General features: G+C 41.7%; 24 protein-coding genes. 6 read left to right on the top strand and 18 right to left on the bottom strand.

From position 1 onward, the window contains the following. Positions 1 to 131: 131 nt before the first annotated feature. Positions 132 to 503 (bottom strand): DUF4342 domain-containing protein, encoded by a 372-nt coding sequence (locus QUA00_RS27820; RefSeq protein WP_333411875.1) that lies wholly within the window; start codon positions 501 to 503, stop codon positions 132 to 134. 381 nt (positions 504 to 884) lie between these two features. On the opposite strand from QUA00_RS27820, the gene QUA00_RS27815 reads away from it, so the two are divergent. Beyond that, on the top strand, positions 885 to 1,034 hold the full coding sequence (locus QUA00_RS27815) for a hypothetical protein (protein ID WP_333411874.1): 150 nt from the start codon (positions 885 to 887) through the stop codon (positions 1,032 to 1,034). Further along, positions 1,022 to 1,087 (top strand): hypothetical protein, encoded by a 66-nt coding sequence (locus tag QUA00_RS36955; protein ID WP_445305765.1) that lies wholly within the window; start codon positions 1,022 to 1,024, stop codon positions 1,085 to 1,087. Before QUA00_RS27815 ends, QUA00_RS36955 begins: the two co-directional genes overlap by 13 nt. Before the next feature lie 248 nt (positions 1,088 to 1,335). Here the strand turns inward: QUA00_RS36955 and QUA00_RS27810 are convergent, their stop codons facing one another. The 7 genes from QUA00_RS27810 to QUA00_RS27780 all read right to left on the bottom strand — a co-directional run bounded on the left by QUA00_RS27810 (position 1,336) and on the right by QUA00_RS27780 (position 4,531). After that, complete coding sequence (locus tag QUA00_RS27810; RefSeq protein ID WP_333411873.1) at positions 1,336 to 1,683, bottom strand: DUF5615 family PIN-like protein; 348 nt, start codon at positions 1,681 to 1,683, stop codon at positions 1,336 to 1,338. Beyond that, positions 1,673 to 2,056, bottom strand: a complete 384-nt coding sequence (locus tag QUA00_RS27805) for a hypothetical protein (protein WP_333411872.1) — start codon at positions 2,054 to 2,056, stop codon at positions 1,673 to 1,675. Before QUA00_RS27805 ends, QUA00_RS27810 begins: the two co-directional genes overlap by 11 nt. 183 nt (positions 2,057 to 2,239) lie before the next feature. Then, complete coding sequence (locus QUA00_RS27800; RefSeq protein ID WP_333146134.1) at positions 2,240 to 2,416, bottom strand: hypothetical protein; 177 nt, start codon at positions 2,414 to 2,416, stop codon at positions 2,240 to 2,242. Between the two features lie 108 nt (positions 2,417 to 2,524). Beyond that, positions 2,525 to 3,229: an MAE_28990/MAE_18760 family HEPN-like nuclease gene (locus QUA00_RS27795; protein WP_333146135.1), complete on the bottom strand. Its 705-nt coding sequence runs from the start codon at positions 3,227 to 3,229 to the stop codon at positions 2,525 to 2,527. 60 nt (positions 3,230 to 3,289) lie between these two features. Next, complete coding sequence (locus QUA00_RS27790) at positions 3,290 to 3,847, bottom strand: DUF262 domain-containing protein (protein WP_333028054.1); 558 nt, start codon at positions 3,845 to 3,847, stop codon at positions 3,290 to 3,292. A gap of 62 nt (positions 3,848 to 3,909) precedes the next feature. Continuing rightward, the gene (locus QUA00_RS27785; RefSeq protein ID WP_333309979.1) at positions 3,910 to 4,164 is read right to left on the bottom strand and encodes a hypothetical protein; all 255 of its coding nucleotides are present in this window, start codon (positions 4,162 to 4,164) and stop codon (positions 3,910 to 3,912) included. 139 nt (positions 4,165 to 4,303) lie between these two features. Continuing rightward, positions 4,304 to 4,531: a DUF433 domain-containing protein gene (locus QUA00_RS27780; protein WP_333146140.1), complete on the bottom strand. Its 228-nt coding sequence runs from the start codon at positions 4,529 to 4,531 to the stop codon at positions 4,304 to 4,306. A 266-nt stretch (positions 4,532 to 4,797) separates the two neighbouring features. On the opposite strand from QUA00_RS27780, the gene QUA00_RS27775 reads away from it, so the two are divergent. After that, positions 4,798 to 6,720: an ABC-F family ATP-binding cassette domain-containing protein gene (locus QUA00_RS27775; protein ID WP_333411871.1), complete on the top strand. Its 1,923-nt coding sequence runs from the start codon at positions 4,798 to 4,800 to the stop codon at positions 6,718 to 6,720. A gap of 176 nt (positions 6,721 to 6,896) precedes the next feature. On the opposite strand, the gene QUA00_RS27770 is transcribed toward QUA00_RS27775, so the two are convergent. Next, positions 6,897 to 7,556: a DUF2290 domain-containing protein gene (locus tag QUA00_RS27770; protein WP_333411870.1), complete on the bottom strand. Its 660-nt coding sequence runs from the start codon at positions 7,554 to 7,556 to the stop codon at positions 6,897 to 6,899. 77 nt (positions 7,557 to 7,633) lie between these two features. After that, positions 7,634 to 9,730 (bottom strand): ATP-binding domain-containing protein, encoded by a 2,097-nt coding sequence (locus QUA00_RS27765; protein WP_333411869.1) that lies wholly within the window; start codon positions 9,728 to 9,730, stop codon positions 7,634 to 7,636. 35 nt (positions 9,731 to 9,765) lie between these two features. Here QUA00_RS27765 and QUA00_RS27760 point away from each other — a divergent pair, with 35 nt between their 5' ends. From QUA00_RS27760 to QUA00_RS27750, 3 genes are all read left to right on the top strand, one after another. Further along, positions 9,766 to 9,915, top strand: a complete 150-nt coding sequence (locus QUA00_RS27760) for a hypothetical protein (protein ID WP_333411868.1) — start codon at positions 9,766 to 9,768, stop codon at positions 9,913 to 9,915. A gap of 673 nt (positions 9,916 to 10,588) precedes the next feature. Continuing rightward, positions 10,589 to 11,827, top strand: a complete 1,239-nt coding sequence (locus QUA00_RS27755) for a hypothetical protein (protein WP_333411867.1) — start codon at positions 10,589 to 10,591, stop codon at positions 11,825 to 11,827. A gap of 356 nt (positions 11,828 to 12,183) precedes the next feature. Further along, on the top strand, positions 12,184 to 12,759 hold the full coding sequence (locus tag QUA00_RS27750; protein ID WP_333411866.1) for a TIGR04376 family protein: 576 nt from the start codon (positions 12,184 to 12,186) through the stop codon (positions 12,757 to 12,759). Between the two features lie 349 nt (positions 12,760 to 13,108). On the opposite strand, the gene QUA00_RS27745 is transcribed toward QUA00_RS27750, so the two are convergent. The 8 genes from QUA00_RS27745 to QUA00_RS27710 all read right to left on the bottom strand — a co-directional run bounded on the left by QUA00_RS27745 (position 13,109) and on the right by QUA00_RS27710 (position 16,332). Beyond that, a complete protein-coding gene (locus QUA00_RS27745) occupies positions 13,109 to 13,483 on the bottom strand; it encodes a pirin-like C-terminal cupin domain-containing protein (RefSeq protein ID WP_333146149.1) in 375 nt (124 codons plus the stop codon). Positions 13,484 to 13,494: 11 nt separating this feature from the next. Continuing rightward, a complete protein-coding gene (locus QUA00_RS27740; protein WP_333146173.1) occupies positions 13,495 to 13,935 on the bottom strand; it encodes a transposase in 441 nt (146 codons plus the stop codon). A 34-nt stretch (positions 13,936 to 13,969) separates the two neighbouring features. After that, positions 13,970 to 14,347: a hypothetical protein gene (locus tag QUA00_RS27735; RefSeq protein WP_333411865.1), complete on the bottom strand. Its 378-nt coding sequence runs from the start codon at positions 14,345 to 14,347 to the stop codon at positions 13,970 to 13,972. Then, positions 14,316 to 14,573 carry a hypothetical protein gene (locus tag QUA00_RS27730; RefSeq protein ID WP_333411864.1) on the bottom strand — a complete coding sequence of 86 codons (258 nt, stop codon included), beginning with the start codon at positions 14,571 to 14,573 and terminating at the stop codon, positions 14,316 to 14,318. The genes QUA00_RS27735 and QUA00_RS27730 overlap by 32 nt, the downstream gene beginning before the upstream one ends. Then, positions 14,536 to 14,964, bottom strand: a complete 429-nt coding sequence (locus tag QUA00_RS27725; protein ID WP_333411863.1) for a transposase — start codon at positions 14,962 to 14,964, stop codon at positions 14,536 to 14,538. The genes QUA00_RS27730 and QUA00_RS27725 overlap by 38 nt, the downstream gene beginning before the upstream one ends. 321 nt (positions 14,965 to 15,285) lie before the next feature. Continuing rightward, positions 15,286 to 15,756 carry a hypothetical protein gene (locus tag QUA00_RS27720; RefSeq protein ID WP_333146150.1) on the bottom strand — a complete coding sequence of 157 codons (471 nt, stop codon included), beginning with the start codon at positions 15,754 to 15,756 and terminating at the stop codon, positions 15,286 to 15,288. Then, the gene (locus QUA00_RS27715; RefSeq protein WP_333146151.1) at positions 15,701 to 15,955 is read right to left on the bottom strand and encodes a hypothetical protein; all 255 of its coding nucleotides are present in this window, start codon (positions 15,953 to 15,955) and stop codon (positions 15,701 to 15,703) included. The genes QUA00_RS27720 and QUA00_RS27715 overlap by 56 nt, the downstream gene beginning before the upstream one ends. Before the next feature lie 95 nt (positions 15,956 to 16,050). Further along, positions 16,051 to 16,332: a hypothetical protein gene (locus QUA00_RS27710; protein ID WP_333146152.1), complete on the bottom strand. Its 282-nt coding sequence runs from the start codon at positions 16,330 to 16,332 to the stop codon at positions 16,051 to 16,053. Positions 16,333 to 16,372: the final 40 nt, after the last annotated feature.

Below are 16,372 nucleotides of genomic sequence, written 5' to 3'. Positions count from 1 at the left end.
CGTCCCGCCCGTCCAAAAAGGACGGGCGGGACGCCCATCCCACAAACTTGTGGAAGTTATTTAATTCTCAGTCCTAAACAAACAAAGTCCGCCTTCGCGGACTTGAAGAGAAGATTTTTAATTACTAATGACTATTCTTTGCGCTCGATTGCTACAGTCAAATGAGCCACAACTGCCCCTACTGTAGCAAGTACAGCAGCAATTGGAAAGACTACTGAGCCGGCAACGCCGCCTACCAATCCAGCCATCAGCGGAATGTCTGCCAAAGTCCGCCCTTGCGAGTTTTTGATGACAAGGCGGCGGAGTTTTCCTTGCTGAATTAGTTCTTTGACTTTACCAATTAGGCTGTCGCCGCTAATCTTAAATTCTTCCACTCTGACTTTTTCCTCTGTTGCAAATTCTGAGGCGAATACATGAGTTTCAACTGTTGGGTTGGCTGAATTTCCAGTCGCTGCTGTTTCGTCTTGTAGAATTGTTACTTGTTGTTCTTTTTGTAAGTTCATTTTGTGTAGGGGCGGGTGAAAACCAGCCGTTTAATTTCTATACTCTTATCTTCGGCGATCGCACTTGGGAATGACAGGCAAGGAAACCCTACAATCTGCATTCGTACTTTCCACCCCCGCCTTTTTACTCAAAACATTATTTTTGTGAGGTTATATCATGGCGCGTTTATCTCTTCCGAAAGGTAGAGAAGATATTGTTGAAACTGCCCGTCTCTAGATACAAGTAAGGTGCGTACTGCCAGCCATGTCAAGGTGGCTGCTGTCTGTTGAATCTTTAAGTTGGACACCAAGGGAAGTAAAGTCAGGGAAAATTATTAAAATTAAAACTTTATATTTCTACAATGACTTCAAAAGTGATTGCTATCTAGGCACAATCAAGCTATGGCTTGCAATGCCAGTTCTCAAAAGCATCCCAGAGATAGCGATCGCACTGGCGAAGCAAAATACAACCAGAAACTCAAACCGAGTACATCAACCAACATCGGAATCAAGATATTAAGCTTGCAGATTTTGCTCAATTGCTGGGTATGAGTCCATTTCCTTTCAGCCATCTGTTGAAGCAGTTGATAGGCACATCTCCCTAACAATATTCGATCGCCCAACGGGTAAAACGGGCAAAGCAATTGTTGAAAGAAAAAGAGCGATCGATTAAGGAAGCGCGATCCAGGTTATTTGACATAAATAGTTTGAGCAGTAGAGAGAATTTCAAAGGCGGCGAATCCAGTTGGAACTGCGATCAATCGCCTGTCTAGCAGCAACTATATCTCGACAATATTCTATAATAGCAGGTAACAATGAGACTTCTATTTTGCATCTTTACATAAATTTCTCATTAATAACTCCATTGATTGAGAACCACAAACTGATTAGTGAGGTCATATTCTGCCGTCTCTAAATTATCAATTGCCTTCACAATCGCCTGATAACTCATATTCTTAGAAGCTTCAGAATCTTGATAAACTGCCAAAATTCCTGAATGTTCTGGGTTCGCTTGATGTAATTGCTGAAAGTCATCACAATTGCGTGTAAGCAGCACTCTCTCATTTTCTCTGGCAGCGTCTAGCACGACTGAATCTGGATGATTCATTAAATCCAATGTATTGACTGTGGCTACATCGTGACCGGCTGCCTGAAGAAGATTGACTAAATACTTTGCTTGAGAATCTTCGTCAAGCAGCATTCGTAGGCTCAACTTGGACTCCTTTTACTTCCAATCGATAGCGTTCCTCGTCTGCTTCTAATTTTAAAAATTCTTGATTATTCTCACAGTAATCAATCACCTCATAGATAGCAGAAAGTGGTAAATCCCAGTTTTCGGCGGCTTGTTCCGGTGACATCCCATTAGCAGTCATGTCTCGCCAAATAGTCGATGCTAGTAATTTACGTCCCTTAATATAAAGTTGTTTGCGCCAAGCATGAGGACGTGCAGTTAAATATTGCCAATTCTCAATTTCCGGTGTACTTTGCAGGGATTGAACGATCGCACCTAGCAGGGCAAGGCGATCGCTGACTGATAGTTGGCTGGCTTTTTCTTTAAGCTCTTGCAAGGACATAAAAAAATACTCCAACAAAGGTTGGTATCTGAATTATAGTACATTGGAGGGCATGGGCGATCGAGATTGACATAAACCTTTTGAGCATCAGGATGGAGAACAACTTCATCAATCGGAGCGAAGAGTTCTCCAGGTTGTGTAATCAGTTTTAGGAGTTGCTTGATTTTGCTTAACTTGCTCTAGCTATCCAGAAATTTCCAAAAGTTCTTGAGTTGCAGCTTCGCTTTGAGCATTGGCTAAGTAAGCCGCAAAATCAGCAAGCACTTGTAATCGTTCTGGTGATAGTTGCTTAAGTAAGTCATTAAGCTGGCGGTGTAACTCTGTCACAGATATCAAATCTGCTGAGGAGCGATCGTTCATTTGGGAATTATCCGTGCTTTTTCCCTCATTTTACCGCAGAGGATTTTGGTTTTTCAATCTCCACTGGCTATCGCGATTTAGCGAAGGTTTACGCATCAAAATCGACTGCTAGATTCTGTATTTCTTCTTCTCAATGTAATCATCAATATTATTCAGCAGATGAGTTATATATTTTACCAATTTATCTTTGTCATCAACTAACTTGCTCCAAAGTATTTGACTCGAAGCATCACAAAACGAAACATTTCCATGTGCCAAATCACATCGAATCTTAACCACAAAATTCAGAATGTCATCTATTTCTCTACTCGCAACTCCTAAATTTCCAAAGAAGCCATACATATCTATGAGTTCTTTGATAGTTTTAGCATCCAAATTTCCCGATATGGGAATATTAGATGGATCTAACAAAACCATCTCATCATCCAAAACCGATTTAATTAATTCCTGAAGATTGTCAGCTACGTTATCCTTTTTGATATATGAGTCTCTGAAACTTTTACTTTTATCGTTCAGCAACCACAATCTCTTTATTTTCGGACTTAAATCTTTATAAGTTAATTGCTCGACTAAAATAACATCATGAATGGCAGTTATACCATTTCTGATAGAAGATTCGACAAGATTGTATAATAGCAGGTAACAATGAGACTGCAAGATTTTTTGAATCTCGCTATCAACAATATATTCACCTGATGGGAAGATGATTGATTTAGAAGATAATGCACCAATTTGTTCAATTTTATCTACTAATTCAAAATATTTCTGGATTTCTGCCACTCGCCTGTTAAAGTCTCTGATGAACTCTTTCATAGGCTGCGACTTAAAAGTTTATTCTTAGCATAGTCAATTCTTGGTTTCATATTCTCAGGCTTATGAGTTTGGTAGCAGACTATTAGAATTAGGAGTTAGATCGAGATTACTGGTGTTGATGCGATAGAAAATATCATTCCTTACTTTTTCATCAGCTTTGTCTGAGAGAATTATCATTCTAAGCGAAGTATATTTAAACTTTCTTTGGCGTGAGGGTGCGAGATCATTAAAATAGGAACCATTTAGAGAATCTAATGTTTGGAGATTACTCAATTGCAACTGATTTGTCATGAAAGCTGCAAGAGTCCTCACCCTCTGAGAGCCATCCACAATTTCTAGTCTTCCAGTTTCATAGATTTCTACGACAATCATGGCAGGAATAGGAACACCAATAATAATGGATTCAATGAATCGAGATTGATGATTAATATCCCATCTCAAGTTTCTGTGAAATTCAGGGATATAAATCTCACCGATCCCTCCACCATCTTGTTCCAGGTATTTATCGACTATGAATTCGATAGTGTATTCTGTAGTATGGTAGTCAATCTTTTGCTTTATTTCGTCAATCTGCTCTTCGGCGATATTGATGATGTCTTGCCTAATTGCTTGAGACATAAGCACCTGCGTCTATATAACAAGGACATACAAAGATACTCCAACAAAGGTTGGTATCTATATTATAGTACATTGCGAAGAGTTCTCCACTTTGTATAATCAGTTTTAGGAGTTGCTCGATTTTGCTTAACTCGCTCTAGCAATCCAGAAATTGCCAAAAGTTCTTGAGTTGCAGCTTCGCTTTCAGCATTTGCTAAGTAAGCCGCAAAATCAGCAAGCACTTGTAATCGTTCTGGTGATAGTTGCTGGAGTAAGTCATTAAGCTGGGGGTGTAACTCTGTCACAGATATCAAATCTGCTGAGGAGCGATCGTTCATTTGAGAATTATCCGTGCTTTTTTCCTCATTTTACCGCCTAGGTTTTTTGTTTGTCAATCTCCTCGTCATACCCAATTTAGTGTTTTGTATGAAATAATGTAAAAAAGCGGTTTATTCAGTTGTAATAGTAGTTAACTCACTAGCGATTAGGTAGCTCAATGATGAGCTCGTCAAGGTAAGAAGATACAAAACCTAGGGCTTGCCGGATATCTTCATCCTCTAGTTCTGGAAACTCTTGATCTAGCTCTTCTCGATCGGGATAAGTTGCTAGCAGCTCGATCACTCGACAAACAGTAAGCCGAAGATCGCGAATACATGGTTGCCCGTTCATCCGCTTTGGATTGCTTGTAATACGATCTCTTTTCATTTTGGCCCTCGCAACATCAAGATTAGTTCGGATGAAACCAGATCAAGTGTCCCAGTTAAACTGAAAATCACGCCTTTTTGATAGTCCTACTTCTGATATCATAGAAAAACAAAGCGTCTAGTGTGAAATCTATTTGGAACATTCACTTTTTTAGTCTAGATTGTTCCTATAATTGTATTGCAGATGCGTTACAATATATGATATAACTTAAAATACCGCAATTCGCTTATCGATGTCAAAAGTTAGGTAAATAATTTTATATACTCATGACTATTTTTACTCTGCGATCGATCAAAAAAGACTTCGGCATCAAGGAACTCTTGACAGATGCCAGCTTCAGCCTGGATGAAGGCGATAAAGTCGGACTCATCGGCACCAACGGTTCCGGCAAATCAACCCTGCTGAAAATGATTGCCGGTATGGAGTCGATCGACTCTGGCGATCGCTGGGTCAATCCAGGGTCTACAATTGTCTATCTCCCCCAACAGCCGGATTTAGACGAAAATCACACTGTCTTAGAGCAAGTATTTGCTGACAGTGGCGAACAAATGGCTTTAGTGCGAGAATACGAGGAAATTTCCGCTCAATTGTCCCACGGCAAAGGGGATACAGACAAGCTGATGGCGCGTCTGTCTGCGGTGTCGGAACGCATTGATGAGGTGGATGCGTGGGACTTGGAAACGAAGGCCAAATTGATTTTGACCAAGTTGGGGATTGAGGATTTTGATGCGAAAATTGCCGACTTGTCCGGCGGCTACCGCAAGCGAATTGCCTTAGCAACGGCTTTGTTGTCCGAGCCCGATGTGTTGCTGATGGATGAACCGACAAACCACTTGGATGCGCTGTCTGTGGAGTGGTTGCAGAACTATTTAAACGGCTATCGCGGTGCTTTGTTGCTGATTACGCACGATCGCTATTTTCTCGATCGCGTTACCAATCGCATTTTGGAGATCGATCGCGGCGACCTTTACAATTATGCTGGCAATTACGCTTATTACTTGGAGAAAAAAGCCTTAGCTGAAGAATCCGCCGCCAGCACTGTTCGCAAACACGCGGGTGTATTGCGGCGCGAATTGGAATGGCTCAAACGCGGGCCGAAGGCGCGCAGTACCAAGCAAAAAGCTCGGATCGATCGCATTAAAGATATGCGAGCCCAGGAGTTCAAAACAGCCAACGGCAAAGTCGAAATTGCCACAGCGGGCCGCCGGATTGGTAAGAAAGTGATTGAGTTACTGAATATCTGTAAAGCTTACGGCGATCGCACTTTAATTAAAGATTTTACCTACAATTTCACGCCCGAAGACCGGATTGGAATTATTGGCTGCAACGGTGCGGGAAAATCCACGCTGATGGATATCATCACCGGACGCATTCAGCCGGATTCGGGTACTGTCGAAATTGGCACAACCATTCATATCGGTTATTTTGACCAGCATTCAGAGGATTTGACGCCGAACGAAGACCAGCGAGTTATTGAATACTTGAAAAGTGTGGCCGAGTTGGTGCAAACGGCGGATGGGGAAATCATTACCGCTTCTCAAATGTTGGAAAAGTTTCTGTTTCCACCGAACCAACAGTATGCACCGATTAACAAACTTTCGGGCGGGGAAAAGCGCCGATTATTTCTGTTGAAAGTGCTGATGAGTGCGCCGAACGTGCTGATTTTGGACGAACCGACAAACGACCTAGACGTGCAGACTTTGGCGGTTTTGGAGGATTATCTCGAAGATTTTAACGGCTGCGTGATTGTGGTGTCCCACGATCGCTATTTTCTCGATCGCACGATCGACATGGTTTTTGCCTTGGAGCCTGGGGGCAATTTGCGCTTGTATCCCGGTAATTATTCCGTGTATTTAGATTACAAGAAAGCGGAAGAAGCCAAGGAAATTAAAGGGCAAAAAGAAAAAGAAAAACTAACACGCACCGCTGAATCTAACAATTCAAAATCCAAGAGCTCCACTCAAAGCTCCACCAAAGTTTCATTTAATGAGAAGCGGGAATACGAACAATTAGAAAGTCAAATTCCGAAGATGGAAGCTGAGAAACAAGAGATTGAGAAGAGATTGTCTAACAATGCTCCGAGCGGGTTTGCGGAGGTAAAGAAGTTATCGGATCGTTTAGCTCAGTTGACGCAGCAGATCGATCATGCGACTGAGCGCTGGTTGGAGTTGGCCGAACGGGTGGGTTAATTTAGGTTGTGCTGTAGAACATCACGAAAAAACAATAATATATTGTAGGGTCTTGTAGGGCCTGGTTTAGCGTAGCTTCTAAACTAGCATCGAGTTTACTGTGGCAAAACCCGCCCTCCCTACGTGATGTTTATTTGTACCCACTTACTTACAGTTAAGTATGCTAATTTATTTGGTCATTCAATAGCTATGTGCAATATCTTTTTTTCTCCGGAAGTTATAGTTTTCTGAAAAAGCTTACTGGAAAAGGTAAGTTGAGCTGTGTATTTTTTAAAGGCGGTGTAGTAAAAACTACGAAGAATAAAAGATATGAATGTACTGGGTGCTATGGGAGAACAAACAGGTATTCTACAATTTTTGAATTGTCCCAAAGTTAGATGGGATTTCGGGTGATCTAATTCCTGATGGTTGTCTGGATCGTAATCAAATCTAATTGGTACTGGCAATATATTTTTTGCTATTATGTCTGCATATATTTCGTCATTTTCATAAATCTCCGGATCATTCTGAAAGTTTTCCAAAAATGGTGATGGAAAGAAGGCTAATCTATGTGAAATTAAACTAGAATTTTTATAAGTATACATCAACTGGATTAACGCACCATCAATCATTTTGATATTATAGTTGTCATTTCTATCTAATTCCTCATACATCTCTTTGTAATCAACATTTTTCAATACTATTGAGAGATCCTGCATTTGGGAATATGCGATTCTATAACTACCTTTACCAGTCGGGGTACATGAAGGAAAATTTTGTTTAACCGATAAACCAATTGATATTAATTTTCGAGTGATTTCATTGATTTCTTGGTAAATTTCTTGATGGCTAGTCATTAAACTTATTCATAAATTAGATTTTACTTTATGCAGGACAAGAGTTTTAGATTAGTTGCTGGGTATGTTCAAGATTCTCAAAGCTTGTCTGGGAATTGATTTACTAAATCTTGTAAGTCTTCTTTCTGGATTTCACCTTTTTCAATAGCTTGACGCAGGTCTTGTAGGCGTGAAGCTCTACCACGTTCCTTTGGGTTTATATCTCTATTAATAACATTCATTTTCTGGCGCTCTTCTTCTGTAGGATAACGAAATTCAAGCACAAAGTCTTTTTCCCTAATTTTATTAAATTCCTCTACCAAACCTTTCATATCTTCACCATAACCTAATACTCTTAGCCAAGCTTTGCTTCTGGTCATCGCAGTAAATAAGATATTTCTTTTTCTGGCAATATCTGGACCTGAAAAGCATTCTTGAGCGTCGATAAAATATATCATTGCAGCTTCATTTCCTTTGGCTCTATTGATACTTGTAAAAGTTATCATTCCCTCAGTAAAAAAATCATCTTGTGAAGTTGTTACTCCAGCAAGATGAGAGTTAATACCCTTTTTAAATAGTAAATCTCTAGGGTATCCAACAGCATTTCTAGTTGTAAGTGGATTAGAGTGGATAACCATTATATCGTCATACTTTAACTCATCTTTCTTAAGATTTTTCTCTATTTCATCGATTAACCATTCAATTTGTGTTTTGTTACTTTCAAAAGATTTTAATATAATTAAGTCTTCAATAGGTGAATGAGATTCTAGGAACTTGGGACTGGTATCATTATTTCTAGAAAGCTTAACAAATTTGCCATCTTCCAGATTTCCAGCCTCTACTTGATAACCAATATCTCTCCATAATCCAGCATATTCAAACATCTGGATTAATCCTTGTTCTCTATATATACCAAAACCTAAAGCGTGTGCAGAAGTTAGGATTGGACGAGAATTTCTGTAGCATTTTTCTAGAATAATGTCTTGTTTCGGTTCTCCTGGGTTGTTTTGAAGTTTAACTCGTGGTTTTCCATTAGTACCTTTGCCAAAGATAACTTCCGGCGATTCCATTGTCTTTTTATTCAGATTTTGAAGATCATCATAAGCATAAACTATTCTTTTTGGTTCTTTCAAAATTTCATAACAAAGTCGCAGAAAGTGTTGAGAAAAGTCCTGCGCTTCATCAATTAGTATAGCATCATAATACCGCTCAAAATTTTTAACTTTAGCGAGAGCCTCTTCACAAATTTTATCAAACTCTTGACCGTAGTTAGTCATTTTTTTTGCGTCATTTAAATCTCGATATTCAATATTATGTCTTTTACAAAATTCATAATAAATTCCTTCTATAGAAGGACTTCCCCAAGCATGAATTATTTTGACTTTTTCCCAATCTGGCTCTTCACTTTTATGCTCAATAGTAAAAGTATTAATAAGCTGCTTAAACTGACCTTTCAACGAACGGGTATTAAAAGTTACAGCAATATGCCAATCGGGGTGTTTTGCGTGTAGATATGCAGTTTTAAGAGCTAGAACTATGGTTTTACCCGAACCAGCAAGACCTCTAATTCTCTGGACACCTTCGACTGTTTCAATTACTGCTGCACTTTGATTTCTGTCTAAGTTGGCGATTGATTCTTCTAGTTTATAGAGCTTTGCTCCCCTGGAGTTTTCTTGCTTAACATAGCTGCGCTGATTTCTTTTTCTTATGGAAGTCATAGCTTGTATGACTGAGTTAAGTTCTTCAAAATATTCACTCGATGATGGCCATTCTAGTTTTTCCAAGTATTTTGTAAGTTCTGAATCACTAATTATGACCGGATATTCATCGTCTAAACGCTCTGGTTTATGACTCCAAGCTGGTGCATATGTTACCACACCAAGTTCTACCATTAATTTTCTTTTGTTCGTGAGAGATTTCTGTTGAAGTAGTTTAGATTGAATTTTATTTATGCTCTCATCTTGTACTTCTTCTATGTTTAGGCTGATATCAGTTCCTTCCACAATGTTAAAAATAACAACACCCTGCTCTCTGGATACCAAAAGAGCATCAATCTGATAGCCCCCCTGAGAGGTTCCGATTATTGGGTATCCTAGATATAAGCTGCCATCGATATCGCTTCTCTTCTCAAAGAACTCAGCTAGCCTTCTAGATGACTCTGGTTTATCTACATCGCCTCGGATAACGTTAACCATGAGATGTTGCCTTACCTAATGTATGTACCTTTATTATGCCTCAATTCGGAGCGATCGTCCAACCTGTATTTTTAATGCGAAAGCCGGAACTCGCCGTTGGGATGCTGCACAAGTTTCGCTGGATCTTCCCCTCAGCTTTCATCCTCTGCCAAGCTCCAGCAATGACAATTTTCTTGCTGCGCTGAATCAGGCAAATTTAGAGTTTGCTATTTTATGCAAAAATTTGCTCGCTCGCTCCCAGCCATAACTTAAACTTATGTTTAAGCTTAAGGTTTTTTTTTATTTTGATATTACAAATAATGTCATAAAAAAATGTAAAAAAAATATTAGGAATAATTCTTATTTAGCCGACGATTTTGCAACGTTTGACAATTTATTACCTAATTGTGATGAAGCTATGGTACTATGAAAGTTATAAAATCTGCAGCTTGTTATTACTGTCAAGCAAACTGACCAAAAACTTAAGAGAGGTAAAAGTCTGAAATCCTTGTCAAAACAGCAAAGCCATCGGAAACAGCGGCAAAAAACCCGCTTTTTTTGCGAGATCCTCAAGTAAAGCTGTTTGTCCAAAACTGCGAAGCGCCAGAGGGTGGGGTTGACAAAAGCACTAGAATATGCAGTAAAAGTCAGGGTAAGCAAATAAGACTGGCAGCAGAAAACAGGGGCGAAAAGACCCAAAATCAGGTAAAACAAAAGTCGATCGGGCAAAGTAAGTTGGCCGAGGACTAAAAATATGGTGATGGGTGAGATACAATTGACCTGTTCTGAACCAAGAATTGGTCAACATCACAACTATCCTGTAGAAGTCTGAAGTTGAGAATCTCAGGGTTGTCGAGGAGCGGGAGCAAACAGAAAACTATGCCTCAAAAAGTAATCGCCAAACAGATGTCTTTGGAATCAGCGTCAGAGCCGATCGCCGTGAGGGCGACGGTGGAAACAGTGCCAGCCGAAGCAGTGGCAGTAGAGTCCTACGCAGATCGGTTGATGGACGAACTGTTTGAAGGAGTCGATGGAGCATTCGACGGTAGCGGCGGACTGCCATCGGAACCCGTGCAGCCAGAATTCGTGGCGCTCAAGTCGATCTCGGTACCTCAAATAGTTTTGTCGCAGTTGGCACCCCCCCAGCCGCAGCGGGACGAAAAAGACGTAGAAGCGATCGCCCGCCAAGTCGCCCTAGAAACAACCAAAAAACAGCAGTCCAAACAATCATTCGACAGAATCCTGCTGGGAGCAGCCTGTGGGTCGCTGCTGCTAGTCATGGGGTTATGGCTCGCAAGCAGGTCGGGACTCGTGCGCTTGCCCGCCGCCCCCGCACCAGAGAGGTCGGTAGCAAGTGGCAAAACAGCACCAGACACCCCGTTTGTGGAATACGTGCAGCGCTCGCTAGAAGCGATCGAACAAAAAAAAGCACCCCAAGCTAACCCCCAACTTGCAGGAGTTCCCGGAGCCCCCACCCCAGGGACGCTGCCGAGCATTCCAATTTCCGGCGCGCCACCGGCAACAGCAGGTCTTTCGACAGCAGTCAACCGCATCGCTGATGCCCTAGAACAAGCCGGCGCGCAGCCGGGAGCACCAGCACCCCAAGTCGTAGTCATCCCTCCCCCCGCTCAGGTGACTGTGGCTCCGCCTGCTCAGGTGGCTGCTGCTCCGGCTGCTCCGGCTGCTCCGGCTGCTCCTCAAACCGGGGCAGTTTCCCCCTCGCCTGCTGCTCCAGCCTCCGGTCGTGCGATCGCCGCTGCAGGCACTCGAGATCCCCTCGCCGCTTCCCCTTCCCCCTCGGAGTCTCCCCAGCCAAAGATTTTGGCTCGCGAAACCGAACCGGCACCAGCGCCCCCAGCCCAGCAATCCGCGCCCGCGCCCGAGCAATCCGCACCGGCCGTCAGCAACGCCCCAACTTCCGCGCACACGCTGGTAGGGATTTTGGAGTTGGGCGATCGATCGGCTGCTCTGTTTGAAGTAGACGGCGTAGCCCGCAGAATTTATGTCGGCGAAAGCATTGGCGCTAGCGGTTGGACGCTGGCAGAAATCAAAAATCAAGAAGCAGTGATTCGCAAGGGAGGAGATGTGCGATCGGTTTTTGTCGGCCAAAAGTTCTAATCAGTCATCAGTTATGAGTCATTAGTCATCAGTCATTAGTTATGAGTTAGGTCATCGGTAATTGGTGATTGGCAATTACGAGGCTGTACCTCACCGTTGAAAACAGTTAGTTATAATAACCGACAACTAATGACCGATGATCGATCGCCAGTGACTAAGAACCAATGACTAATAACTAATGACCAATGACTAATGACCGAAAGCATCCAGGATACAAGCCCCCGGATTCATGTGTGGAGAAATAAAAAACCTGTATCCGATAAACTTGCCCCCGAATTTATCTCGCGCAAGTCAATGCTAAAATCTAAAATCTAAAATCTAAAATCTAAAATCGATTGACTGAGGAATTATAAAAAATGGGCTTATTTGATGATTTCAGCCGCTTTCTAGAAACCAGATTAGAAGAATTTTTGCGTAGCAACCCCCATCTCGAATTGCAAGCAATAGAAGAACAACTGAAGGAACAAGAAGAAGACACTCTGCGGCTGATTCTGGATATCCAAAAACAAGAGAAAAAACTGCAAGCCGAAATTCTCTCCGCCGCCCAAGAAATTCAGCGCTGGAACGATCGCATCAACAAAGCTAAAGCTGCTCAAAGGCTCGATTTAGCTCAAGCCGCCCAAGAGCGGCAAGCAGCTTTGCTGCGTCAGGGAAATCAGCGCTGGGGTCAAATGCAAGGCTGCAAAGAACGGATTGAAAAAGCAAAAGAACTGTACCGCCAAATTCAAGTACGGCGAAAAGAAGTCCGAGCAAAAGCGGCCGAAGCTGCAACTCGATCTACCACTAAAACAGAGCAGAATTGGGATACAAAGGGTTGGAATCAGAGTTCAAATTATAACAGTTTTACGGCTGCAGACCCTTTAGAAGAAAAGTTTCAACGCTGGGAAGCAGACGAAGAACTCGATCGCATGAAGCGGAATATAGGCAGATAGTTACGAAAGCATCCCAATCCTGTAGGGACGGGTTCACCCGGAACTCGGATTCCTGGTGTAACTATTCGTCAACCCTCCAGACTCTCAGGTATTGCGATCGCTCGTTCAGACTTGATATAATTACCCTTCTAAAATTGTAGGGACAATTAATCAATCATCCCTACAATATTCTCACCTACTTAATTAGGGTTGCATATTTATGGTATAAACAAAAACTCTAATCAAGTAAAAAACCTATGATTTTTCCCGGCTGTCAATCCACAAATCTGACGGGGTGACAACCCCGTCAGGTGAAAAAGACGAATTCTGAATCAAAAAACAGTTTTTTAATTTAAATCGCTGCGGTTATTCACAACGGTTGCTCTGCTTGAGAAGGTGGCTCTTCTGGCAGCGGAATAAACTCTGTCTCTTGAGGAACCTGAGCAAAGCGTCCCTCTCTCCAATCGAGTTTGGCTTGCTCAATGCGCGAGTGCCGACTCGAAACAAAATTCCACCACTTATGGCGCTCACCAACAGGTTCACCGCCAATCACAATACAACGAGCCTTGCCGGAAGCAGAAATGTTTACTTCAGTGCCTGAAGTGAGAACTGCCAACCGATGTTGTTCCAGAGGCACTCCATCGATCATAAGCCCCTCTGTTACGCTGTAAACAGCCTGTTCGCTGTAATGACCCGGTAAGGTAAATTGCTTGCCAGGAGCTAGTTGCACGTCCAGATAAATCATGGGTAAACTACCTACGCTGACGCAAGCGTACAGCGTAGGCTTTCAGTAGCCCTAGAATCAATTGGACAAGCCAACAATTCTGAACCTCCAGGCTGGTTTACACTCAGCCCCACTAAAGCTATCATCAACGAGCCATTATTATCAGCATCCCCAATCCATCCACAAGCTTTATTACTACACTTAAAAGACTTATTGTTTCTGAGTCCAATGTGCAGACAACAATGACAGGTTTGACTGGTATAAGCAGGGTTAACTGCTAGGATCTCAATTCCTTCTTTTATTCCTTTGTATTCGAGAAATTGACGCAGTTGGTAGAAAGCCCAAGAATTAGACCGTCTTCGTTCAGTCTTGTTTCTCGGTTTCTGATTGGTTCTAGCTCGAATACCTGTTAAATCCTCAATAGCAATGAGGGATTGAGATTGCTTGGCTTCGTTAATGATAGCTTTGGATATATTATGGTTTAACCCTGTCGGGGCGACAAGTCACCTATAACGCTGATAGAATAAGCCTCATAGCTCTTATGCCTTGTTGATAATTAGGTACTTTATGTGGATACAAAGACATTAATTCAACAACAACCTGCCAATTACTAAACATCGAATCGACCCATGATTCACCCCAAAGTCCAATATAAAAAGTGCTATGACGTGCATATTTTCTGTGATTTTCTGTTTTTCTACTTAGATATTCTTGAACTTGCTTTGACTTAATTTCTATCCCTTGGATTATACTCTTCAAGTATGCTAGTGACAACAAAATTAATAATTTACTCAATCGCTCACCGGTGAGATTAGTCCTTTCTAGGTTATATCCTCCACTCTTAAAGTCTCGCTCACATTTCTTCAATTCCAAATCTTTTTGCATAGGCATCAACTGCTGCTTGTATATCTGCCAAGCTGGTCAGAATATACCAAGGTTCTTCTGTAGTAATATTTCGATATTTGCCCAGCCACTTACCGGCTTTATTAAACCCCTTAATGGGTGCGGTTTTTCTAATGGTTACTTCTTGATTGAAAAAGCTATTTCCTGGCTCTAATCCTAGCAGTTTTAGTTCAGTCCATAACTCCGATTCTGTCGGAAATGCAAACATTCTTTTTTAGTCGTAAACAGAAATCTACTTTCTTCTCCCTGAGCCAATTTGCCAGGGTAACACTACAAAATTCACGATCTCCTAACACGAGCAATTTATAATCTGATAAGGCGGCGAATACTGGCGTTAATACAAATTGTTGATTTTCCAATGTGCTGTTCCCTTGTTTTTCAAGGGCTTTCCAATAAATAGGAATGGCTCTTTTTCGCCAAATCATGCTGACCATCAAAATATTATTTGATTGCCATTTGGTTCGATCTATTGCTAAATATATAACCTTATTTTCTTTGACACTACCTTTAATCCAACCAATCACCAGTGGCAACCAAATATTATCTATACTCCATTCATTCTCTGATAAAAATCTCTGAAGTTTTTTTTCTACTTTCAAAATTAATAGGTATTGCTAGTTTTGTCGCTATGGTTTCTAATGTGACTTCTTTAATCGATTGCACCACTTGAATCAATAAAATTGTCACTAAGTAATTAGAACGTGTCAGCTTTTCTGACAAATGGGCATGATATAATTCTGGTATCATTTAATTGTTTTTTGGGTAAGAAGCTTTCTTACCCTATCTTTTTTCATGCTATTTGTCTAGAGTTGCCGGACTGTATGACTTTCAGGCGACCTGTCGCCCCGTCAGGGTTTAACCATGCCTGATACCGTCTCTCTCTACCCGATAACCGTTTCAAGATGTTTCTAGCTCTACGTCTAGTTGACAAGAGTGCCTAGAGTAGCTTTCTTTTGGAGAGAAGCCCGAACCCGATTAAATTTATCTCTTTTGTCTTGAATTTCTTTTCCAGACCATGACTTCCCTGTACTGGTTACAGCGATATCGCGTCTGCCAAAATCGACCCCCATGACATGACTGGTTTTCAAAGGGGATGGTACATCATTTTTAACTTGAATATGGATATACCAATCCCCATCTTTATGTTGACATAATTGTGCGGAAATTGGATTTTGACCTGAGAGTTGACCGCGCTGATAATTACTAACTCTCATTGGTATTTTGATTCGTTTTCCCGTGGTACTGATACTAGCTAAATAGCCGTCTTCAATCAAACGGAAAGTACGAGAATCACAGTCAAAACTGGTAGGCTTGAATCCTTTAACTTTTTTGCCTTTATATTTGGCAGTTAAACGATTCGCACCGACTCGCTTCACAAGCTCTAACAACATGATTAGCGGTTAAACCAAAACGCTCTTTAACGTCTTGATAACAAACTGCTTGGATTGAGTTTCTCTCGGTCAAACTCGCCTTAACGTTGTTATTAATATAGTTGCAAGCATCAGCAAACGCCTTGGTAGTATCGTCTAATAATTGACGCTGTTCTGGCGTAGGTTGAAGCTTTACAACTAGGGTTAAGACTTGTTTCATCGACTTTTAAAACTCACGCTTATGAGATGATAGCTTAAAAAGCAGTGCTACGCAAGTCCGAACTTTGTTGGTCGCAATTCCTCTCAACGCTCACCCTATCCGGTAGAGCGTGAGCCTCCTTGCGACATTAAAGGTGAAAATATTTGAACTGGGGAAGTGCGATCGTAGGCATCACCCGCCATTAGGGTGAACGAAACTCTTCTGGTGTGGGGGGCGAATTCTTGTTTGGCATTTGCCAAGTCGGTGTAAAGCTTTTGGATGTCCCAGCCGTTGCTGGCGCGTGCAAATGGTTCTTCGGGTCGATCGAGGGTAGAGGGTATCATTTGCGGCAGTCGCGATCGAGTTCCTAGTCTAATTCCTAACCAAAATCCTAACATTCGCTGTGCGCGATCGGACTGTTTTCACCGCTAATCTATT

Origin of the sequence: Microcoleus sp. T2B6 (genome assembly GCF_036700475.1) — a bacterium.
GTDB lineage: Bacteria > Cyanobacteriota > Cyanobacteriia > Cyanobacteriales > Microcoleaceae > Microcoleus.
The sequence above is the reverse complement of the archived record's forward strand: the minus strand, read 5'-3'. Positions and strand labels throughout refer to the sequence as shown.

What these genes read in the sequence shown, in the direction of transcription:
- QUA00_RS27755 (WP_333411867.1), top strand. Translation starts at nt 10,589, where the DNA reads ATGCCTCAAAAAGTAATCGCCAAACAGATGTCTTTGGAATCAGCGTCA.
- QUA00_RS27815 (WP_333411874.1), top strand. Translation starts at nt 885, where the DNA reads ATGGCTTGCAATGCCAGTTCTCAAAAGCATCCCAGAGATAGCGATCGC.
- QUA00_RS27735 (WP_333411865.1), bottom strand. Translation starts at nt 14,347, where the DNA reads ATGCAAAAAGATTTGGAATTGAAGAAATGTGAGCGAGACTTTAAGAGT.
- QUA00_RS27780 (WP_333146140.1), bottom strand. Translation starts at nt 4,531, where the DNA reads ATGAAAAGAGATCGTATTACAAGCAATCCAAAGCGGATGAACGGGCAA.
- QUA00_RS27745 (WP_333146149.1), bottom strand. Translation starts at nt 13,483, where the DNA reads ATGATTTATCTGGACGTGCAACTAGCTCCTGGCAAGCAATTTACCTTA.
- QUA00_RS27760 (WP_333411868.1), top strand. Translation starts at nt 9,766, where the DNA reads ATGCCTCAATTCGGAGCGATCGTCCAACCTGTATTTTTAATGCGAAAG.
- QUA00_RS27710 (WP_333146152.1), bottom strand. Translation starts at nt 16,332, where the DNA reads ATGTTAGGATTTTGGTTAGGAATTAGACTAGGAACTCGATCGCGACTG.
- QUA00_RS27770 (WP_333411870.1), bottom strand. Translation starts at nt 7,556, where the DNA reads ATGACTAGCCATCAAGAAATTTACCAAGAAATCAATGAAATCACTCGA.
- QUA00_RS27775 (WP_333411871.1), top strand. Translation starts at nt 4,798, where the DNA reads ATGACTATTTTTACTCTGCGATCGATCAAAAAAGACTTCGGCATCAAG.
- QUA00_RS27790 (WP_333028054.1), bottom strand. Translation starts at nt 3,847, where the DNA reads ATGTCTCAAGCAATTAGGCAAGACATCATCAATATCGCCGAAGAGCAG.
- QUA00_RS27805 (WP_333411872.1), bottom strand. Translation starts at nt 2,056, where the DNA reads ATGTCCTTGCAAGAGCTTAAAGAAAAAGCCAGCCAACTATCAGTCAGC.
- QUA00_RS27800 (WP_333146134.1), bottom strand. Translation starts at nt 2,416, where the DNA reads ATGAACGATCGCTCCTCAGCAGATTTGATATCTGTGACAGAGTTACAC.
- QUA00_RS27720 (WP_333146150.1), bottom strand. Translation starts at nt 15,756, where the DNA reads ATGTTGTTAGAGCTTGTGAAGCGAGTCGGTGCGAATCGTTTAACTGCC.
- QUA00_RS27785 (WP_333309979.1), bottom strand. Translation starts at nt 4,164, where the DNA reads ATGAACGATCGCTCCTCAGCAGATTTGATATCTGTGACAGAGTTACAC.
- QUA00_RS27795 (WP_333146135.1), bottom strand. Translation starts at nt 3,229, where the DNA reads ATGAAAGAGTTCATCAGAGACTTTAACAGGCGAGTGGCAGAAATCCAG.
- QUA00_RS27810 (WP_333411873.1), bottom strand. Translation starts at nt 1,683, where the DNA reads ATGCTGCTTGACGAAGATTCTCAAGCAAAGTATTTAGTCAATCTTCTT.
- QUA00_RS27820 (WP_333411875.1), bottom strand. Translation starts at nt 503, where the DNA reads ATGAACTTACAAAAAGAACAACAAGTAACAATTCTACAAGACGAAACA.
- QUA00_RS27715 (WP_333146151.1), bottom strand. Translation starts at nt 15,955, where the DNA reads ATGAAACAAGTCTTAACCCTAGTTGTAAAGCTTCAACCTACGCCAGAA.
- QUA00_RS27750 (WP_333411866.1), top strand. Translation starts at nt 12,184, where the DNA reads ATGGGCTTATTTGATGATTTCAGCCGCTTTCTAGAAACCAGATTAGAA.
- QUA00_RS27730 (WP_333411864.1), bottom strand. Translation starts at nt 14,573, where the DNA reads ATGTTTGCATTTCCGACAGAATCGGAGTTATGGACTGAACTAAAACTG.
- QUA00_RS27765 (WP_333411869.1), bottom strand. Translation starts at nt 9,730, where the DNA reads ATGGTTAACGTTATCCGAGGCGATGTAGATAAACCAGAGTCATCTAGA.